17 protein-coding genes are annotated in these 19,019 nt (G+C 72.9%); 8 read left to right on the plus strand and 9 right to left on the minus strand.

Annotation, left to right across the window (positions count from 1 at the left end; all coding sequences use genetic code 11):
- Positions 1-683 precede the first annotated feature (683 nt).
- Both ACFYWM_RS14140 and ACFYWM_RS14145 read left to right on the plus strand, forming a co-directional pair.
- A complete protein-coding gene (locus ACFYWM_RS14140) occupies positions 684-3,413 on the plus strand; it encodes an SDR family NAD(P)-dependent oxidoreductase (protein WP_389914430.1) in 2,730 nt (909 codons plus the stop codon).
- 161 nt (positions 3,414-3,574) lie between these two features.
- On the plus strand, positions 3,575-4,333 hold the full coding sequence (locus ACFYWM_RS14145; RefSeq protein ID WP_389913775.1) for a restriction endonuclease: 759 nt from the start codon (positions 3,575-3,577) through the stop codon (positions 4,331-4,333).
- 185 nt (positions 4,334-4,518) lie between these two features.
- Here the strand turns inward: ACFYWM_RS14145 and ACFYWM_RS14150 are convergent, their stop codons facing one another.
- From ACFYWM_RS14150 to ACFYWM_RS14170, 5 genes are all read right to left on the minus strand, one after another.
- Positions 4,519-5,037: an O-acetyl-ADP-ribose deacetylase gene (locus ACFYWM_RS14150; RefSeq protein ID WP_389913778.1), complete on the minus strand. Its 519-nt coding sequence runs from the start codon at positions 5,035-5,037 to the stop codon at positions 4,519-4,521.
- Between the two features lie 263 nt (positions 5,038-5,300).
- Positions 5,301-6,083 carry an SAM-dependent methyltransferase gene (locus tag ACFYWM_RS14155; protein ID WP_389913781.1) on the minus strand — a complete coding sequence of 261 codons (783 nt, stop codon included), beginning with the start codon at positions 6,081-6,083 and terminating at the stop codon, positions 5,301-5,303.
- A gap of 447 nt (positions 6,084-6,530) precedes the next feature.
- Positions 6,531-9,059 (minus strand): PEP/pyruvate-binding domain-containing protein, encoded by a 2,529-nt coding sequence (locus tag ACFYWM_RS14160; protein WP_389913784.1) that lies wholly within the window; start codon positions 9,057-9,059, stop codon positions 6,531-6,533.
- Between the two features lie 53 nt (positions 9,060-9,112).
- Positions 9,113-9,877, minus strand: coding sequence for a TetR/AcrR family transcriptional regulator (locus tag ACFYWM_RS14165; protein ID WP_389913787.1), 765 nt, complete (start codon positions 9,875-9,877; stop codon positions 9,113-9,115).
- Positions 9,878-9,984: 107 nt separating this feature from the next.
- Complete coding sequence (locus ACFYWM_RS14170) at positions 9,985-10,485, minus strand: ATP-binding protein (RefSeq protein WP_389913790.1); 501 nt, start codon at positions 10,483-10,485, stop codon at positions 9,985-9,987.
- Positions 10,486-10,795: 310 nt separating this feature from the next.
- Here ACFYWM_RS14170 and ACFYWM_RS14175 point away from each other — a divergent pair, with 310 nt between their 5' ends.
- From ACFYWM_RS14175 to ACFYWM_RS14190, 4 genes are all read left to right on the plus strand, one after another.
- On the plus strand, positions 10,796-12,166 hold the full coding sequence (locus tag ACFYWM_RS14175; RefSeq protein WP_389913793.1) for a helix-turn-helix domain-containing protein: 1,371 nt from the start codon (positions 10,796-10,798) through the stop codon (positions 12,164-12,166).
- A complete protein-coding gene (locus ACFYWM_RS14180; protein ID WP_389913796.1) occupies positions 12,163-13,071 on the plus strand; it encodes a phosphotransferase enzyme family protein in 909 nt (302 codons plus the stop codon). The genes ACFYWM_RS14175 and ACFYWM_RS14180 overlap by 4 nt, the downstream gene beginning before the upstream one ends.
- Before the next feature lie 222 nt (positions 13,072-13,293).
- Positions 13,294-13,743, plus strand: coding sequence for a GNAT family N-acetyltransferase (locus tag ACFYWM_RS14185; protein WP_389913799.1), 450 nt, complete (start codon positions 13,294-13,296; stop codon positions 13,741-13,743).
- A gap of 182 nt (positions 13,744-13,925) precedes the next feature.
- A complete protein-coding gene (locus ACFYWM_RS14190) occupies positions 13,926-14,414 on the plus strand; it encodes a GNAT family N-acetyltransferase (protein ID WP_389913802.1) in 489 nt (162 codons plus the stop codon).
- A 60-nt stretch (positions 14,415-14,474) separates the two neighbouring features.
- Here the strand turns inward: ACFYWM_RS14190 and ACFYWM_RS14195 are convergent, their stop codons facing one another.
- The gene (locus ACFYWM_RS14195; RefSeq protein WP_389913804.1) at positions 14,475-14,786 is read right to left on the minus strand and encodes a hypothetical protein; all 312 of its coding nucleotides are present in this window, start codon (positions 14,784-14,786) and stop codon (positions 14,475-14,477) included.
- 200 nt (positions 14,787-14,986) lie between these two features.
- Positions 14,987-15,781, minus strand: coding sequence for a neutral zinc metallopeptidase (locus tag ACFYWM_RS14200; protein WP_389913808.1), 795 nt, complete (start codon positions 15,779-15,781; stop codon positions 14,987-14,989).
- Between the two features lie 254 nt (positions 15,782-16,035).
- On the opposite strand from ACFYWM_RS14200, the gene ACFYWM_RS14205 reads away from it, so the two are divergent.
- The gene (locus tag ACFYWM_RS14205) at positions 16,036-16,512 is read left to right on the plus strand and encodes a GNAT family N-acetyltransferase (protein ID WP_389913811.1); all 477 of its coding nucleotides are present in this window, start codon (positions 16,036-16,038) and stop codon (positions 16,510-16,512) included.
- Between the two features lie 217 nt (positions 16,513-16,729).
- Here the strand turns inward: ACFYWM_RS14205 and ACFYWM_RS14210 are convergent, their stop codons facing one another.
- Positions 16,730-17,656 (minus strand): AraC family transcriptional regulator, encoded by a 927-nt coding sequence (locus tag ACFYWM_RS14210; protein WP_389913814.1) that lies wholly within the window; start codon positions 17,654-17,656, stop codon positions 16,730-16,732.
- A 100-nt stretch (positions 17,657-17,756) separates the two neighbouring features.
- On the opposite strand from ACFYWM_RS14210, the gene ACFYWM_RS14215 reads away from it, so the two are divergent.
- Positions 17,757-18,662 (plus strand): NADP-dependent oxidoreductase, encoded by a 906-nt coding sequence (locus ACFYWM_RS14215; protein WP_389914433.1) that lies wholly within the window; start codon positions 17,757-17,759, stop codon positions 18,660-18,662.
- An 84-nt stretch (positions 18,663-18,746) separates the two neighbouring features.
- On the opposite strand, the gene ACFYWM_RS14220 is transcribed toward ACFYWM_RS14215, so the two are convergent.
- Positions 18,747-19,001 carry a hypothetical protein gene (locus ACFYWM_RS14220; protein WP_389913817.1) on the minus strand — a complete coding sequence of 85 codons (255 nt, stop codon included), beginning with the start codon at positions 18,999-19,001 and terminating at the stop codon, positions 18,747-18,749.
- Between the last annotated feature and the right edge of the window lie 18 nt (positions 19,002-19,019).

The raw sequence follows: 19,019 nt of genomic DNA on the forward strand, positions 1-19,019 counted from the left end.
TCGCCGGAGGAACGTCGCTGGAAAGGACGACAGAGGTGAACGCGACGCACACGGACGGCCTCGACGGGTTCGACGGCCCTGCTGGTTTCGACGGTCCTGGTGGCTTGGACGTTTTCGGCGGTCCTGAGGGACTGCACGGTCTTGACGGCCCTGGTGGTCTTGATGGTCCCGGCGGTTTCGACGGCCTGGACGTTTTCGACGGTCCCGGTGTCCTGGACGGTCCTGAGGAACTTCACGGCCTCGACGGCCTCGACGGCACGGGTGGCCTGGGCGGCATCGGCGAGCATGGCGGCACCGGTGGTGTCGCGAGGCCCGGGGGCCCGAGGCCGGGCAGCCCCGGTCCCGGCCTTCCCGACCCGGCCGTCCCCGGCCCCGGGATCCCCGGTCCCGGCAGCCCCGGCAGCCCCGGCCCCGGTATCCCCGGCCCAGGAACTCCCGTTCCCGGCACCCCTTGCCCCGGCACTCCCAACCCTCCTGGCTCCGGGGGCCCTGATCTCGACACTCGGAGGCCCGGCACACCCGGACCGGGTGCTCCCGATCCCGGCGCCCCCGGCCTCGGTATCCCGGGTGCCGACGTTTCGGGTGCCGAGGTCACAGGTGCGGACATCGCGGCCGTGGGTATCACCTGCCGCTTTCCCGGCGCACCCGTCCCCGCGGCTCGTACGGGTGGTGACGTGGTGTTCATGTTCCCCGGCGGGGGGACGCGGTATCCCGGGATGGGTCGCGGGCTCTACCGGGACGAGCCGGTCTTCCGTGCGGCCGTGGACGAATGCCTGGACCTGCTGCCCGACTCCTCCGTCGCCGAGCGACTGCACACCCTGTGGGCGGACGCCGCACCGGCCCTTTCGGACGAACCCGCCCGGCCTGGCGAACCCGGCGGGCCCGGTGTGCTCCTGAAGCGCGCGACGGAGGAGGAACCTGGGAAGGCCGATCCCTCGCACGCGCCACCGGCCGTGTTCGTGATGGAGATCGCGCTCGCCCGGCTCCTGATGGCGCGGCGGGTGAGCCCTTCCCTGCTGATGGGGAACGGCCTCGGCGAGTACGCCGCGGCCTGTGTCGCGGGCGTCATGTCGCTGCGCGACGCCCTCGCCGTCGTGACCAGGCGCGGGGAACTCCTGGCCACCCTGCGCGACGGGGCGATGCTGGCGGTTCCCGCCTCCGAGCGGGAGGTCGAGCCCTTCCTCGGGGAGGGGGTGTGCCTGTCGGCGGTCAACGGCCCGGCGTCCTGCGTGCTCACCGGTCCGGCCGCCCACGTCGCCGAGGTCAGGGAACTCCTGGACCGGCGCGGGATCGCCTGCCGCCTCCTGCCGCTCGGCACCGCCGCGCACTCGGCCCTGGTCGACCCCGTGATCGGCGAGTTCCGCGAGTTCCTCGCCGGTGTCCCGCTGCGTCGTCCCTCGGTGCGCCTCGTCTCCTGCGTGACGGGGACCGGCGACGCCGACTTCGCCGACCCCGAGTACTGGGTCACCCAGCTGCGGGCGACGGTCCGCTTCGACGCCGGGCTCGGCCGGGTCCTGGCCGGAGGTCCGAAGATCCTCGTCGAGGTGGGACCGGGCACGACCCTGACCACGCTGGCCCGGACACGAGCGGGTACGGGCTCCGTCGTCGTCAACGTCACCCGCCATCCGGCGGAGGAGCGAGCCGAGGGGGAGGTCCTGCTCGGCGCGCTGGCCCGGCTGCGGGAGGCGGGTGTCGAGGCCGATCTGCCCTCCCCGCGGCCGGAGTGGCGCCTCAAGTCGCCCGGGGTGCCCCATCCCTCCGTACCGACAGTGCCGACAGTGCCGACAGTGCCGACAGCGTCGACCGCCGTTCACCCGCCTGACCGGCCGCGCGTCACGGAGCCCGCCACCACGGTACGGGAACTTCCGGCCGGCGGTCTGTACGGGATCACCTGGAAACGGGCCGTGGAGGTGCCCCCGGCCGATCTCGGCCCCGTCGTGCGGGAACACAGCTGGATCCTGCTCTCCGACTCGTCGCCCCTCGCCGAGGCGATCGTCGCGAGGCTGGAGGGCTACGGGGCCACGACCGTCGTCGTCACCCCGGGCCGCGCGTTCCACCACGTGACCCGGGACCGGATCACGATCGACCCCCGGCGCGGGGAGGACTACGAGCGGCTCCTGAAGACGGTGGAGAACGACGCGGACGGGCCGTCGCGGATCGTCTGCCTCTGGGGAGCGTCGCTGCCCGCCCAGGTCTGCCCGCCGCTGGGCCACGTCGTCGGTCTGGCCCGTGCCCTGAGCGGCCGTCCGGAGACCGATCTCTGCCTGGTCACCAGGGGAGCGCTGGAGATCACCGGAGGTGAGCGGCTCGACCCGAGGGCGGCCCTTACGGTCGGAGCCGCCGGGCCGCTCCGCCGCGAGCTGGCCGGTGCGCGTGTCCGGCTCGTGGACCTGGACCCCGGCGACGACGGAGACCACGGGATCCGAGCCGCGGAACTCCTGGCCGAGCTCTGCCGCCCGCCGTACGAGGACCCGGTCGGCCTGAGGGCGGGGCATCGCTGGCTGCGCGGGTTCGAACCGCTGGACGTGGCGCCCGGCACGTACGGGAGCCCCTCGGTGCGCCGGGGCGGGACCTACGTGATCACCGGGGGGACGAGCGGGGTCGGGCTGCGACTGGCCGGGCACCTCGTGGCCGCGCACTCGGCGCGGCTCGTCCTGATCGGGCGCGAGGTGCCCGGCACGTTCCCGCCGTACGGCCCCGGCAGGCAAGGGGATCCAGCGGGCCCGGGCGGTTCCGGGGGGTTCGGCGGTCCCGAGGTCCGGGAGGGCACGGCGCTGACGGCTCCTCTCGCGGAGCGGGGAGGCGACGTGCTGGTGCGCGGCGCCGATGTCGCCGACGCCCGGCGTCTCAGGGAGGTCCTCGAAGAGGCGCGGTCGCGATTCGGCGAGATCCACGGGGTGATCCACGCCGCGGGCGTGCCGGGGGGCGGGGCGGCGGAGTTCCTGACCGAGGACGACATCGCCGCGGCCCTGCGGGCCAAGACCGAGGGGACCGCCACCCTGGTCTCGGTGCTGCGGGAGGTGGGCGCGCTCCCCGATTTCGTGGTGCTGTTCTCCTCGCTGGCGGCGTTCTCCGGGGCTCCCGGGCTCACCTGCTACGGGGCCGCCAACGCCTTCCTCGACACGTTCGCCCTCGGCGCCCGGCGCGACGGCGGAGGCGTACCGGTGCTGTCGATCAACTGGGACCGCTGGAACGGCGTGGGGATGGCCCGCGACACGGAACGCCGCCACCGCGAGCTCACCGGAAAGAGCCTGACCGGAGGGCTGAGTCCCGAGGAGGGGGTGGCGGCCTTCGAAAGGTGCCTCGCGGCCCTTCCGCTGGGACAGGTCGTCGTCTCCTCCCACCCGCCGGGGGCCACGACCCCCGACCGGCGGCGGTTCTCGCGCGATCTGGAGGCGACCGTGTCGGGCTGAGGCCGGACTGGGGGTCAAGGTAGGGCGGATCGGATGCGGCCGGTACGAATCCGCGTTCGCCGGTCGTCCCAAAGCACGTCGCCCTGGAAATTGTCGGTACCCGTCGTCACAGTCGACAGGGTCAGCGGCAACGTTCCAACCTCGTCCCCCGGAGGTGCGCGATGGCACGGCGACGGACACCCGCCAGGACGGTGCGACGGAGGGCGTCCGGTGGGCGAAGACCACGCCGGCGCAAGGGCGACGACAGCTGGTTTCTGTACGCGGTCGCGGCCGTGGCCTTCGTCGTGGTCGCCATGTGGCTCGTCGACGTCGTCGTCGCCAACTGGCCGCTGGTGATCGGCGGCACGATCGCGCTGATCGCGGCCCTGGCCGGAGTGCTCCTGCTCCGCCATCGGGTGATCGAGACCCGGGAGCGGGAATGGCTGCGCGACAACGCGCGCCTCGAACGCGTCGACCACATGACCGGCGACCGGTTCGAGACCCTCGTCGAGGCCCTGCTGCGGCGCGAGGGCTTCCACGGGGTGCGCAGGATCGGCGGCAGCGGTGACGGCGGCGTCGACGTCGTCGCGACCGCGCCCGGCGGCGACCGCTTCGTCATCCAGTGCAAGCGCTGGGGCACCTCGGTGGGCTCCCCCCAGATCCGCGACCTTCTCGGCGCGCTCCACGCCTACCCCGGCCACCGTGGCGTGCTCGTCACCTCGGCGACCTTCACGGCTCCGGCCAGGGAGTACGCGGCGGGCACCGGCCTGACACTGATCGACCGCGCGCTGCTCGCCGCCTGGTTCACCGGGGCCTTCACCCTCGCCCCGCGGGCACGTCGCGGAGCCGGTCGGCGCTTCCTGCCGGGACGCCGTCCCGCGCCGCCCTACCCGGACGGAGAGCTGGGGCTGGAGGGAGCGCTCGGCGACGAGCCCGCTTGACGAGCGTGTCGTCCATCGGTGCCTGCCGGTGCACGACGGTGACGGTTACCGGAGAGGCTCCCGAGTGAGCCGGTTCCGGGGTTCGGGCCGCTCGCCAGAGGGTGGAAGGATGCCCGGACGGTGGTGACCGAGGAGCCTCCCGGGTGAACAAGCGTCGGTTGTGGGGCCGCCCAGCCGGGGCCGGTTCACGACGCGGTGGCGTCGAGGGCCTTCTCGAAGGCGGCGTAGGCCTCCGGGGTGAACAGGACGAACCGCAGGTCCGTCACCTGTGTCGGGGTGGCCCGCACGGTGTCGACGGCGGTACGGGCGGCGTCGTCCATCGGCCAGCCGTAGACGCCCGCGGACACGGCGGGAAAGGCGACGCTGGTGGCGCCGAGCTCGTCGGCGACGCGGAGGGACTCGCGGTAGCAGGAGGCCAGGAGGTGCGTGCGGTCCTCGGTGAGGGAGTGGACGGGACCGACGGTGTGGATGACCCAGCGAGCCGGGAGCTCTCCGGCGGTGGTGGCCACGGCCTGGCCGGTGGGGAGCCCCTTGCCGTAGTGGGAGGCGCGCAGGTCCCGGCACGCGGCGAGGATGGCGGGGCCACCGCGCCGGTGGATGGCTCCGTCGACCCCGCCGCCGCCCATGAGCGAGGAGTTGGCGGCGTTGACGACGGCGTCGACGTCCTGCGTGGTGATGTCCCCCTGGACCAGCGTGATCCTCATGAGCCGTGGCCTTCCTCGATGGTTCGTCTTCTCCTACGGGGTCCTTCCCCGGTTTCCCGCGTCGTGACGTGTTCCCGTAGGTCCCCTGTGCTTCCCGTACTCCACGTGACAAGCCGCCACGCCGGACGGGGCCGTAGGCCGGGAGCACATCAGCGGGGCCTGAAACGTGATCACCGCACCGCCCGCCCCCGAGAACCGGTTCTTCCGGTCTTCCGGAGGCGGGCGGTGAGGCGTCGGCTCAGGCTCGGGTCAGGGCGCGGTGCTCACGTTCCCGCCGGGGGCGGGTCTTCCGCCCGGCGTGCGGTGAGCAGCAACCGTCCGGAACCGATCTCGAAGGGCGAGCCGTCGGGCCCGCCGAACCGTTCGACGCCGGTGAACCCGCCCTCGGTGAGGATCTGGCCCAGGTGGGCGCTGGTGTAGACGTGGTGGATCGCGGTGACCTCAAGCTCCTCCGCGCCCCGGGTGAAGCGATACCCGCTGATCAGGCGGCTGCGAGCGACGTCGTACCCCGTCGTCGCCGTGACGGTGATGTCGCCCGTCCGCATCTCGCGTGGTTCGCCCAGGTAGCCGGGCAGGACCGACTCGGCCGTCGCGTTGAAGTCGACCACCAGCCCTCCGCCCGGCCGGACCGCGTCCGCCAGCGCGGCGACGAACTCGCGGGTCTCCCCGGGTTCGAGGTAGCCGAAGCTGTTGCCCATGCAGACGGCGGCGTCGAACGAGCCGTCACGCGGGATGTCCCGCATGTCGGCGACGCCGAGCTCGACGTCGAGCCCGGCGTCGGCCGCGGCCCGCCGGGCGTGCCCGATGGCCTCGGCCGAGATGTCCACGCCGGTCAGGCGGTGACCACGTGCGGCGAGCGCGAGGGTGTGCCTGCCGCTGCCGCAGGGCGCGTCGAGGACACGGGCGCCGGGGCGCAGGCCGAGACGGCGTTCGATGAAGTCGACGTCCGCCTCGGTGGATTCCGGCGTCGCCGCGCGCCGCCAGAACTCGTTGGGAAGTTCGGTGAAGAAGTTCGCGTACCAGGTGGATGGGATGTCGTGTGACAAGGGAAAGCTCCAATGGTGTCGTGCGTGAAAATGATCGCGACATCACCGGGGCACACGGGAAAGGCCGATCAACCCTCGAACGCCTCTCGGGCGTCTCGGACGTGGCGTCTCAGACGTCCTTGAACGCCTAAGGCCAACGTCCCAGGCCTGAACGTCCCAGGCCTGAACGTCCCAGGCCTGAACGTCTCAAGCCCTGAACGTCTCAAGCCCTGAACGTCTCAGGCGTCGACCTCGATCGTCACCGCGCCGGAACGGCCGGTGCGATGCGGTGGCCCGGTGTCAGATTCCGGGCAGCCATGGCTTCCTCCACACTCGTCGCCGGACCTCGCCCGGCGGAACCCCATCGACGCTAACAGAACGGGCCCGTCCCGCACCGCTTGTTTTTCCGCCACGCCCGGCTGGCACCGCGCGGGCCGGGGGAGTACGGCTCCGGCGGCGGGCCGGGGATCACGGCTCCAGCAGCTCGACCGTGCCGCGCTCGCCGTCCACCCTGATCCGGTCGCCGTCGCGCAGGCGCATGGTCGCGTTGCCGGTACCGACCACGGCCGGGATGCCGAGCTCGCGGGCGACGATCGAGGCGTGGGACAGCGGGGCGCCCATGTCGGTCACCACGGCGGCGGCGCGGGGGAACATCGGGGTCCAGCCGATGTTGGTCAGCGTCGTCACGAGGATCTCGCCTGGGGCGAGCCTGTCGCCGTCCTCGGGTCCGGCGATGACGCGGACCACGCCCTCGACGACGCCCGGCGCCCCGGGGAAGCCCGTCACGGTGTCGCTCACCGGGGCACCGCCGCCCCTGGCGTCGAAGATGTCCCCGCGCCGGTCGGGGTCGGCGGCCCAGCGCTCCGGGTCGAAGCGGCCGACGATCAGCGTGGGATAGGCGGGCAGGGCCGCGTACCGCTCGTACGTCGCCCGCCGGACCGCCACCCGCCCCGTCGGGGCGTCGTCGCCGCGCAGGACGGTGAGGATCTCCTGGATCGACAGGAAGAACAGGTCGTCGCCGTGGCCGGTGAGCTCCCCGGCCCGCAGGACGAAGGCGCGCAACGCCCAGAAGGCGCGGACCACCTCGGAGCGGGCGTTCTCCCGGTCCCGGACGATCGCGTTCCACCGCGCCACCCGCAGGCGCGTCTCCGCCACCTTGCGCGGGTGACGCTCCGCGAAGCGCTTCCAGGCCGCCTCGCGCGCCTCCCGCTGGTGGCCGAGCAGCGCCCCGGCGTGCCCGCTGCTCGCGGGAACGGCCGCGAGCTGTGAGTCGATCCACCGCGGGTCCTCGCCGGGCCGGGGGACGGAGACCTCGAACTCGTGCGCGCCCCGGTGCCCGTAGAGGCGGGCGAACGTCTCCCTGTCGATCTCCCTTGCGGCGAGCCTCTCCAGGCCGACGATCGTCCCGAGGCTGGCCAGCTCCCCGTCGGCGTTGGCGCCGGTGAGCATCGCCTCGGCGTCCTGCTCGCCGGCCAGCTCGCGCAGCCTGGCACGGGTCATGACCAGGATGTTGCCGCCCTGCCGCCCGGCGGCCTCCAGGGTCCGGCAGGCCTCGACGAAGTACGGGAGCAGCTCGGCCTCCCACAGCCCGGCCAGCTCGCCCGTGGTCGCGGTGACGGCGATCCGCTCGCGCAGGTCCTCGCATCGCTGCCGTGCCGTGGCGAGGAAGCCGGGCATCCTCGTGGTGTTGGCCGCGATCCGTTTGCGCAGGGTGAAGGCGAGCGGCAGCACGCTCTTGACGATCTGCCAGCGCGAGGCGGGCAGCAGCGGCACGTCCAGGCCCTGCGGCAGCCTGCCGAAGACCTGCTCGACCGCGCCGAGCCGCTTCCGCATGCCCAGGGCGTGCCCCACCGAGAACACGACGCTCAGGTTCATGTAGAAGCGGCCGCCGATGTTGCCGACCATGGTGAAGCCCGGCAACGCCGACGTCGACATCGCCTCCCCGATGAAGATCTGGACGAGTGACCACGTGCACGGCGTCATCACGTCGGGGATGGCCTCGCCGAGGTTGGCGCCGGTCCACAGGTAGTCGCCGGTCAGGCTGTCGTTCCACTCCTCGACCCGCTGTCTGAGCCGGGTGATCGGGCGGGCCTGCACGACGAGGAACGTCTCACCGCGCCTGACCCACTCCACGTCCATGGGCGTCCCGTACAGGACCTCGATCTCCGTCGCGAGCCGCGCGAGCCGGGTGACCTGGGCCGGGTCGAGCACGGGCCGGTGGCGCAGGTCCTCGGGCACGGGTTCCTCGCGGGTGCCGCCGGGGACGCGGACCGTCATGACGGTCTTGTCGCCGACGCGCTCCTCGACGATCTCGCCGCTCTCCTCGCCACCAATCCTGGAGACGACGACGGTGTCGGGCGTCACCTGCCCGCCGACGACGGCCTCGCCCAGGCCCCACGAGGCGTTGATCACGATCTGGTCGCGCGCGCCGGTGACCGGGTTCGCGGTGAACAGCACGCCCGCCGCGTCGGCGGGCACCAGCTCCTGGACCACCACGGCCAGCGCCACGTCCTCCTGCGGTACGCCGTTGGTGGCCCGGTAGGCGATGGCGCGCGCGGTCCACAGCGAGGCCCAGCAGCGCCGGACCGCGTCCAGCAGGCCGTCGCCCCGGACGTTGAGGTAGGTGTCCTGCTGCCCGGCGAACGACATGTCGGGAAGGTCCTCGGCGGTGGCCGACGAGCGTACGGCGACCGGCACGTCCTCGCCGAGCCTCGCGTGGGCCGCGCGGATCTCGGCGGCGGTCTCCGCCGGTACCTCCCGCTCGGCGAACAGCGCCGCGATCCGCCGCGACGCCTCCTCCGGGGGCATGCCGGAGACGGCCTCCATGATCTGGTCGTTCAGGCCGTCGCGCGAGACGAAGTCGCGGTAGGCGTCCGTGGTGACGTGGAAGCCGCCGGGCACCGGCAGGCCCGCGCGGGCCAGCCGGGCCAGCGAGGACCCCTTGCCGCCCGCCAGCGCGAGGTCGGCCGCTTCGTCGTCCAGGGGGAGGGTCTTCACCGCGTGTTCTCCTCGAACCTCTCGAACCTCTTGAGCTTCTTGAGCTTCTTGAACTACCCGGACGCCTCGGGCGCCTCGATGCCGAGGGAGGCGCGCAGTTTCCGCCGCGCGGCCTCCGTGGCGGCGTCGACGTACTCCAGGGTCGCCGCCGTCACCGCCCGGGTGACGTCGGCCGGGACCGGGGCCGCGGCCTCCGTCGCGCTGCCGCCGGCGTCGGCGATCAGCTCCGCCAGCCGCTCGTCGGCGGGCCGGTACCCGGACGGCATCATCGGCGAGACGAGCAGGAACCCGTACAGGACGGAGACGAGCACCGTCACGTGCTCGGCGGGCGACAGGTCGCTCCGCAGCGCGCCGTGTCCCCGCAGCGTGCCGAGGTAGGTCTGGAAGTCGCCGCCCAGCTCGGCACCGGCCGCGCCGTCCCGCTTCTGGCGCGTGAGCCTGCCCAGCACCTCCGAGTCGCCCAGGATGCTCGCCCGCATCAGGGGCCTGCCGAGCACCTCCGAGGCGAGTGCCCCGAGCAGGTCGCGGAGGGTGGCCCGGCCGTCCCCGAGCCGCCGCCGCACCTCGGTGAGCATCTCGACCCGCTCGCGGCGCAGCAGCGCGGCGAACAGCTCCTCGCGCGTCTTCCAGTGCAGGTAGATGGTGCCCTTGGCGACCCCGGCCCGCCGGGCGATGTCCTCGACGGTGGTCTTGTCGTATCCCCAGCGCAGGACGAGGTCGGCGGCGGTGTCCAGGATGCGGTGCGCCCGCGCGAGCCGGTGCGAGGCGTCCTGCGGCGGTCGTCCCGCCTTCCTGCTCTCCCTGCTCTCCGGCTTCACGGCCCCACCGTTTCCCGTAAATTTGACCAAATGTCCTTATCTGGTCATTCAATTGATACCACATCGCCGGTGGGGGTGGCGGTGCGGGGACGGGCAGGCGTGCGGGGCTACGTCCGGGGGCGGTGGGCGGGCAGGTCGAACCAGACGCCGGTCCCGATCTGCCCGGTGCCGCACAGCCGCGTCCAGCGGGCCCCGCAGCGCCCCGCGGTGAACTCGTGGACGATCCGCAGGCCCCGCCCGCCGAGCTCCAGCTCGTCCACCTGGCCGGGGGTGGTGAACGGGCGGTGCAGCAGGCGTTCGATCAGCGGGACCCCGCTGCCCGCGTCGGCCACCTCGGCCCTGATCGGCAGGTCGTGGTCGTGCAGGACGCGCAGCTCGTACGGGCCCGGGGCGTAGCTGCCGGCGTTGGTGGCCAGCTCGGTGACCACGACCTCCAGCTCGGCCACCTCGTGGGCGGCGAAGGGCGGCCGGGACAGCAGGTCGCGGAGCAGCCTGCGGGCGCGGCGGGCGGCATTGTCCCGGGAGAGGCACCAGGCGGTCATCCGGAAGCGGCTCTGGATCCCGCCGTGCACGCCGACGTCCAGAGCCTGAGCGTGCTCGGTGAGCATCGTCGCTCCTAACACGTAGGACACCAGGGGTACGGCGTCGCCGGGGCGGCCGCTCGCTGGTCTGAATTACCCAGGGTGCGGGACAAGACCGATATACGGAGAGTCGCTGGACCAATACTCCCCGCAGATCGGTTCGGTGATAGGCGGGGCCGATCAGCTTGCATGATCGGTCGCACCGATACGGCTCCGGCGGTGCCGGGTCGCCGGTTACCTTGGCGTCAAGCGAAACGTCAAGGCGAAGCATCAAGGTGAATCAGCAACGCAACACGTCAAGGCGACGCGTCAAGGGGACTCGGCCGGGAAGGTCGGCATGAACGTCAACAGTGGAAACGCGCAGGAGATCGATCCGGCGCTCTGGGAGCGCCCGCAGATGCGCCAGGCGCTGGCCGCCCGCGACATGGCCACCGTGTACCGGTTACTCCAGCGGATCGGGGTCTCCCAGCGCCACATCGCCGCCCTCACGGCCCAGTCGCAGTCGGAGATCTCCGAGATCCTCAAGGGCCGCCAGGTGATGGCGTACGAGGTGCTCGGCCGGATCGCCGACGGGCTGGGGATCCCGCGCGGCTACATGGGGCTGGCCTACGACGCCTCCTGCGCGGCGGCGGCCGGGACGGCGGCGGCCGACCACCGCGACGACCAGTGCGAGGACGAGCAGGTGCGCCGCCTCCTCGCGCACGCCGCGCAGGTGACCATCGGCGCGACCGTCGGGGACACCGAGGACTGGGCCGAGCCGCTGGCGCCCACGGAGACCCCCGTCCCGTACCGCATCGGCATGGCCGACGTCGAGCAGATCGAGGCGGTGACCCGCACGCTGCGCGCCCTGGACTACCGGCACGGGGGCGGCGTCTGCCGCGACGCGGTGGTGGCGCAGCTGAACTGGTCGCAGCGGCTGCTGCGGGCCACGTGCCCGGAGTCGGTCACCCTGCGGCTGCACCAGGCGCTGGCCGACCAGCACAACCTCGCGGGCTGGACCTCCTTCGACGTCGGCCTGTACGGGGCGGCCAGAAATCACCTGGCCCGCGCGCTGGAGCAGGCCAAGCACGCGAGGAACCCCTCGCTCGCGGCCAACGTCCTGTACCGGATGGGACGCGTCCACCTGCACTGCGACCGCATCCTGGACGCGCTGCGCTTCTTCCAGCTCGGGCAGATCTGCGCGCAGGACGCCAGCTGCGAGCGGACCGTGGCGATGCTCTTCGCCAACGAGGCGTGGGCGTACGCGCTGCTGGGCGACAGCGACCTCGCCCTCAAGTCGGTCAACAGGGCGAGCGACGAGCTGGCCCGCGCCCGCGACCACGAGCCGCCCGCCTGGGTGAGCTTCTTCGGCACCGCCGACCTCGACGCCACGAGCGGCATGGTCCACGCCGACCTCGCCGAGGCCCACCTCGACAGCCACCTCGGCATCGCCGAGCGGTTCCTCACCGACGCGCTCGGGCAACGCGACCCGAGCATGGCCAGGAGCAGGGCCTTCGAGCTGACGGCCCTCGCGACGGTGCAGCTCAGGGCCGGTGACATGACCTCGGGACTCGCCAACGGCGACGAGGCCGTCACCCTGGCGACCGAGATCCGGTCGATGAGGATCATCGACCGGCTCGCGCCTTTGCAGGCCGTCGCCATGATGCGGGCGCACAGCGGCGACGCGCAGGACCTCGCCCGGCGGATCTCGGTGGTGCGCGCCGCATGACGATGACCACCGATCACGCCGGCGGGCTCACCCGCGACCGGCTCCGCTCGCTGCTGGCGTCGGTCTGCGCCCGGGCGGGGCTCGCGTCCGACGACGCCGAGCTGATCAAGTTCACCAACAACGCCGTCTTCCGCCTGCGGAGGGCGCCCGTCGTGGTGCGGGTCGCCGGATCCTCGGCCGCCCGCTCCCGTGTGCCGACGGTGGTACGGGTCGCCCGCTGGCTGGCCGAGCACGACTTCCCCGCGGTGCGGCTGCTGCCCGGCTGCGAGCAGCCGCTCCGGGTGGAGGGCCACCTGGTCACCCTCTGGGAGGAGACCCCCGAGGTGGGGCCGCGTCCCGGCGGCGGCGACCTGGCCGCCATGCTCAGGCGGCTCCACACGCTCGCGGACCCGCCGGCGGACCTGCCGGGGTGGACCCCGATGACCGAGGTCCGCCAGCGGCTCGACGAGCCGGAGGACCTGCCCCCGGGCGACCACGCCTTCCTGCTGGAGGAGTGCGACGAGATCGAGGAGCGGCTCGCCGCGCTCGAGTACGTGCTCCCCAGGGGGGTCATCCACGGCGACGTGTTCATGGGCAACGTCATCGCCGGTCCCGGCGGGCCGGTGCTGTGCGACTTCGACAGCGCGGCGATCGGCCCGCGCGAGTGGGACCTGGCCCCCGTCGCGGTCGGGCGCCTGCGGATGGACTACGCCTGGGACGAGCACACGCCGCTCGCCGAGGGCTACGGCTTCGACGTCACCCGCTGGCCGGGCTTCCCCGTGCTGCGCCGCCTCCGCGAGTTGAAGCTGGTCACCAGCGTGGTGCCCGTCCTGCGCAGCAACCCGGGCATCCGGCCGCAGTGGGAGCACCGCATGCGCAGCTTCAGGTCCCGCGACCAGACGGTCAGGTGGCAGCCGTACCGGTGACCGGTTCTCGAAAAGGTCTGGCAGGTCTGGCAGGTCCGGGAGGCGGGGTCGTCGCCGGGGAGCCCCGACCGGCTGTCGGAAAGCGACAGCCGGTCGGCGTTCGGGACGGTTCCCACGGGGGACATAGGGGCTGAACCTCCGGCTCCCGCTCGAAGAACCTCGAACGACCTCGAAGGACCTCAAGGACAGCGAAGAACCTCGAAGAACCTCGAAGGACATCGCATGCTCAGCATCGGCAAGCTCAGGTCCGCGGACCGCGCCCACTGGGAAGCCCTGTTCCACGGCTACAACGACTTCTACGAGCGCGAGCTCACCCCCCAGCTGTACGACAGGGCCTGGAACGAGTTCCGGGAGGGCGTACGGATGCACGCCCTCGGCGCGCGGCTCGGCGGCGAGCTGGTCGGCATCGCGCACTTCCTCATCCACTCCAGCACCACGGCGCCGGACGTGTGCTACCTGCAGGACCTGTTCACCGCGCCGCACGCCAGGGGCAAGGGCGTGGGGCGGGCGCTGATCGAGGAGGTGACCAGGTGGGCCCGCGCCCGTGACTGCAGCCGGGTCTACTGGTCCACCCAGGAGACCAACACCGCCGCCCGGCGGCTCTACGACGGGGTGGCCGTGAACCGGGGGTTCATCCTCTACCAGATCGACCTCTCGACGAAGAAGCCCTGACCGGGGGGCGTCCTCCACCGGATCGACCTCTCGACGGGGAGGCCCTGACCGGGACCGACTGTCACGGGCGACCGTTCGCCGTGTCCGCGTACTCGCCAGGTGAACGTCGCCGGTCTCCCTCAGTCCTCCTCTCCCGCTGAAACGGTTTGCGGTCCCTCGTTCCGATCAGCATGCTGGACGTCATGCTGATCAGGGACGCGACCTCCGACGACTGGCCGATGATCTGGGCCTTCCTCCGCCCGATCGTGGCCGCCGGTGAGACCTTCACCTGGGATCGCGACGTCAGCGAGGAGCGGGCCAGGGAGATGTGGCTGCTGGAGCCTCCGGGGCGCACGGTCGTCGCCGTCGGCGACGGCGGGACCGTCCTCGGCACCGCCAAGATGAACCCCAACCACATGGGGCCCGCCTCGCACATCTCCAGCGCGAGCTTCATGGTCCATCCCGATCACGCCGGGCGCGGCGTCGGGCGGGCCCTGGGCGAGCACACCCTGGACTGGGCGCGTGCCGAGGGCTACCGGGCGATGCAGTTCAACGCCGTGGTGGAGAGCAACGTCCGGGCGGTGGGCCTGTGGCGCTCGCTCGGTTTCGAGGTGCTGGCGACCCTGCCGGAGGGCTTCGAACACCCGGTCAAGGGCTACGTCGGGCTGCACATCATGTACAGACCCCTCTGATCGTTCGGGGCGTCATCCCCCGGGCCTCCATGTACAGGCCCTCCGATCGTCCGCGGCCGGTCAGCCGTCCCCCGCGCCCGGGGTCCCCTCGGGCGCGGCGGCTCGACCGCGCCGCCGGTCACCCGGGACGACGCCGAGGCGCGGCGCCTCGACGTCCTCGATCGTCTCGGCGCGCCTGCCCGCTCCGGGAGGGAGCGGCCGCTCGGACGCCAGCTGGGCGAGCGCGAACAGCAGGAGCTCGCCGCTGGACCAGTCGGCGCGGTCGCCGCGCCCCAGCTCCACGAAGCGCCGCATGACCTCGTCGGGGGTGAGGCCCAGCGCGATGGCGACGCGTTTAGCGGCCTGCAGCAGCTCGTGGTCCCGGGCCCCCATCAGACACCACCGAGAGGGCCGCCCGGAGGCGGCGGGATCGGGAGCGGTGGGGCCGCCGGGGCCCGGTCGTACGGTGACCCGCGCATCTCGCTGTCTCCTCGGCTTCGCGTTCGGGGCTGACGACATGTTCTCCGATTCCGCGGTTCCACGGCCGGAGGCGGCGGAGGTCGCGAGCCCGCGATCGTATCTCCCCTCGCGGGTCAGGACACCCGGGACGCGGGAGCGGTCCACGTGTCGCAGGCGGCGGGGGAGACCGCCCGGAGGCCGCGTTCGAACCAGCGGAGCCGGTTGGCGCCGGTGCCGTGGGTGCGGTGGTCACCCTCGTCGCCGCCGGCGCGGAGCGCGCCGGACAGCGCCTCCCAGTCCTGTCCGGTACGGGGCAGCGAGGCCCGTACGCTCCCCAGGAACACGCCCGCCAGGCAGTCGGCCTGGAGCTCGTAGCGGCGGCCGAGCTCGGCCCGGTGGGCGCGGTCGGAGCGGGCGCGGGCCTCGTAGCCGGCCCTGACGCCGGTGAGGCTCTGCAGGTGGTGGCCGTACTCGTGGGCCGCCACCTTCAGGGGATACAGGTCGGTCCGGCCCTCGATCCAGTAGCCGGTGAGCGGGAAGACCAGCGTGGCCCGTTCGGTGCAGTAGAAGGCGTCCGCGTTGGCGGGCCAGCGGACCCCGCACACGCGCCGGTCCGGTTCCTCGTAGAAGCGGACCGTGGGCTTGCGGAACTTCAGCTTCGCGCGGGCGAAGTGGGCGGACCACGACGTGTTCAGGCATCCCAGGGCGGCCGTCAGATACTCGCGCATCAGCGGCACGCCCCTGTCGACGATCGGTGGTTCGTGGCAGGAGGTGACCGCCAGCCTCCCGCTGCTCAGCAGCGGGTTCTTCGGCGCGGCGGCCCGCGCGACCCCGGACGGCAGGACGGTGAGGCACACGGTCACCAGGAGGACCCACCGGGTGAGGGCGGCGGAGCGCCGGGAGGCGACGCCGGACGGGAGGAGGCGCATGGTCGGACAGCATAGGACTCCCGGCGCGCCGGGCCGAGACGGCACCGGAAACGGGCCGGGGCGGCGCTGGGAAACGGGCCGAGACGGCACCGGAAACGGGCCGGGGCGGCGCTGGGAAACGGGTCGGGGCGGTGCCGGAAAACAAGCCGGGGCGGCGCTGGGAAACGGGTCGGGGCTTTACCCGGAAAACGGGCCGGGGCGGCGCCGGAAAATGGGCAGGCGGGCGGGAAGGGCGGATCTGTAGGGTGTCCGGCATGTCCTCATCGCCGCGCCTGGAGAAGGTCACGCCGGACAACGTCGAAGCCGCCTGCCGGCTCCAGGTGCGCCCCGACCAGGAAGGGCTGGTGGCCCCGGTCGCGTGGTCACTGGCCGAGGCGTACGCGCAACCCGAGACCGCCTGGCCACGGCTGGTCTACGACGGCGAGCGGCTCGTGGGCTTCGTGATGGCCTTCTTCGACGTCCGCTTCAACCCGGACGACCCGGACGACAGGCTCCGCTCGGGGCTCTGGCGGCTGAACATCGCCGCCGACGAGCAGGGCCGGGGATACGGCCGCTTCGCCGTGGAGTCGGTGTGCGCGGAGATCGCGAGGCGCGGGCAGTCACGCGTGACGGTGACGTGGGTCCCGGGAGAGCACGGGCCCGAGCGCTTCTACCTGCGGCTCGGGTTCCGCCTGACCGGGGAGACGAGCGGCGAGGAGATCGTCGGCGAGCTGGACCTGCCCGGGGCCTGAGAGGGCCGCGGGGCGTCACCGGGCGGACCTTCCCGGCCGTCGTGCACGACCGCGCGCGGGGCCGTCGAGCCGCCGGGCCGCCGGGCCGTCGAGCCGCCGGGCCGCCGGGCCGCCGGGTCATCGAGCCGCCGGGCCGTCGAGCCGCCGGGCCGCCGAGTCATCGGGCCGCCGAGCCACCAGGCCACGCGATGCTTCCGGACACCGCGGCGGACCGGCGTCATCCGGCGCGGCGGTATCTGCCCGGGGCGATGCCGTACCGGCGTTTGAACGCGCCCGCGAAGGCGAACTCCGAGGTGTAGCCGACCCTGGCCGCGACGGCGTGCAGCGGGGCGTCGGACTCCTGGAGGAGCCGGGCGGCGGTGGCCATCCGCCACCAGGTGAGGTAGGTCAGCGGCGGCCGGCCCAGCAGGGCGGTGAAGCGGCGGGCGAACGGCGCCCGCGACAGCCCCGCCTCGGCGGCGAGCGCCGCGACGGTCCACGGCCGCGCCGGGTCGCGGTGCATGGCCTGCAACGCGGCGGTGGTGGCCGGGTCGTTGAGCGCCGCCGCCCAGCCCGTGGCCCCGGGGAGCGGACGCCGGTCGAGCCAGGCGCGCAGGATGTGCAGCAGCAGCGTGTCGAGCAACGCCGGGACGATGGCGTCCGTGCCGAGACGGGGACGTTCGAGCTCGGTGGCGAGCAGGTCCACGGTCGAGCGCAGCTCGGGGTGCCGCCCGAGGTGCGCGGGGAGGTGGACGAGCTCGGGCAGGTCTTCCAGCAGCGGATGGGAGAGGGCCCGGTCGAGCTCGTACCCGCCGCAGAGCGTCACGGTGGCCGGAGGGCCGGCGTCCTCGGGGACGCTGGCGTGAAACCGCGGGACGTCTGGCAACTCGTCCGGGGCGCAGGCGGGCGCGACCGCCGGGGGCGAGGGGCTGTCGGCCAGTGTGTGCCCGTCCCCGTGGGGCCGGAACACCACGTCCCCGGCGGCGAGCGGCACCGGGGCCTCGCCCGGCCGGATGAGCCAGCACGATCCCCGCAGGATTATCTGCAGACCGGCGGCCCCGGGCACGGCCCCGAACTCCTGCGCCCACGGGGCGTGCCAGGCCACCAGCGCCGAGCGCGGCCGCCCGGTCCGCATGAACGCGACCACGTCGCTGAGTACGTCCATCCGGTCAGAGTATCCGTAGAGAGACGATCGAATATGAATCAAGGCTCTTGAAGCATGGTTCATCTTCCGGCGTCGCCCATAGGTTCGATCTGTGAAATCCATGCGAATCCACCGGTACGGTGACGCGTCCGTCATCCGCCACGACGACATCCCCCGGCCGGCGCCCGGTCCGGAGGAGGTGCTGATCGACGTCGCCGCGACCTCGTTCAACCCGTCCGACATCGGCCTGCGCCGGGGGCTGCTGCGTTCCGTCCTCCCGATCGACCTGCCGTACACGCTCGGCTGGGACGTCGCCGGCACGGTCGCCGAGGTCGGTGACGGCGTGCGCACCCTCGCCCCCGGCGACCGGGTCGTCGGCCTGCTCGACGGCGGGGGAGCCGCGGCCGAGTACGTCGTCGCCCCGGCAGAAACCCTCGTCGCGGCACCCGCCGCCGTCCCGCTCGCCCACGCCGCCGCCATCCCCATCGCCGGCCTCACCGCCTGGCAGGCGGTGTTCGAGCACGCGAACGTCACGTCCGGGCAGCGGGTGCTCGTCAACGGCGCGGGCGGCGGCGTCGGCGGGTTCGCCGTCCAGCTCGCCAAGCACGCCGGGGCGCACGTCATCGCCACGGCCGGCGCGCGCAGTGCCGAGACGATCCGCCGGCTCGGCGCCGACCGGATCGTCGACTACACGACCACGCCCGTCGCCGACGCGCTGGACGAACCGGTCGACGCGATCCTCAACATCGTCGCGGTCAGCGCCGACACGCTGGTACCGCTGGTCCGGCCGGGCGGCGTCGTCGTGTCCATCACCTTCCCGGTCGAGGCACCGGCCGGCTCCCCGGTGACCGCGACGCACTTCGTGGCCCGCAACGACACGAGCCACCTCGCCGCCCTGGTCGAGCTCGTCGACACCGGCGCCGTCCGCCTCGACATCTCCGCGTCCCGCCCGCTCACCGACCTGGCCGAGGTCCACCGCGACGCCGAGGCCGGCCGCAACCGCGGCAAGATCATCCTCGTTCCATAAGGGAGTTTTCGCCGGAGACGCACGCCGGTCCTGTACGCCTGGCACGTGACCTGTCACCGTGCTCCATGGCCTCTGCTTCAGCCGTCACGGGTACAGGTTGACCTGTGTCGCATGACGCGTGTCGGTGACTCCGGAGAGCTGCCATTCCGTCATCGACATCAACCGGACAGGAGAGCCGAAGTCGGGCTCTTCGGTGGCGGCCAACCCGCGCCCGAGCGCTACCGGCAGGTCGGCAAGGTGCTCCTCCGGGGCCGGGTGGCGCTGGCGTCTCACGGAAGACTCAATGAACATTTTCGTCGAATAGGTAAATAGACGATAAAGACTCTTTTGGCTGATCATACGTAGCATCATGCTCCT

The organism is Streptosporangium sp. NPDC002721 (assembly GCF_042888905.1).
In the GTDB taxonomy this organism is placed as follows: Bacteria; Actinomycetota; Actinomycetes; order Streptosporangiales; family Streptosporangiaceae; genus Streptosporangium.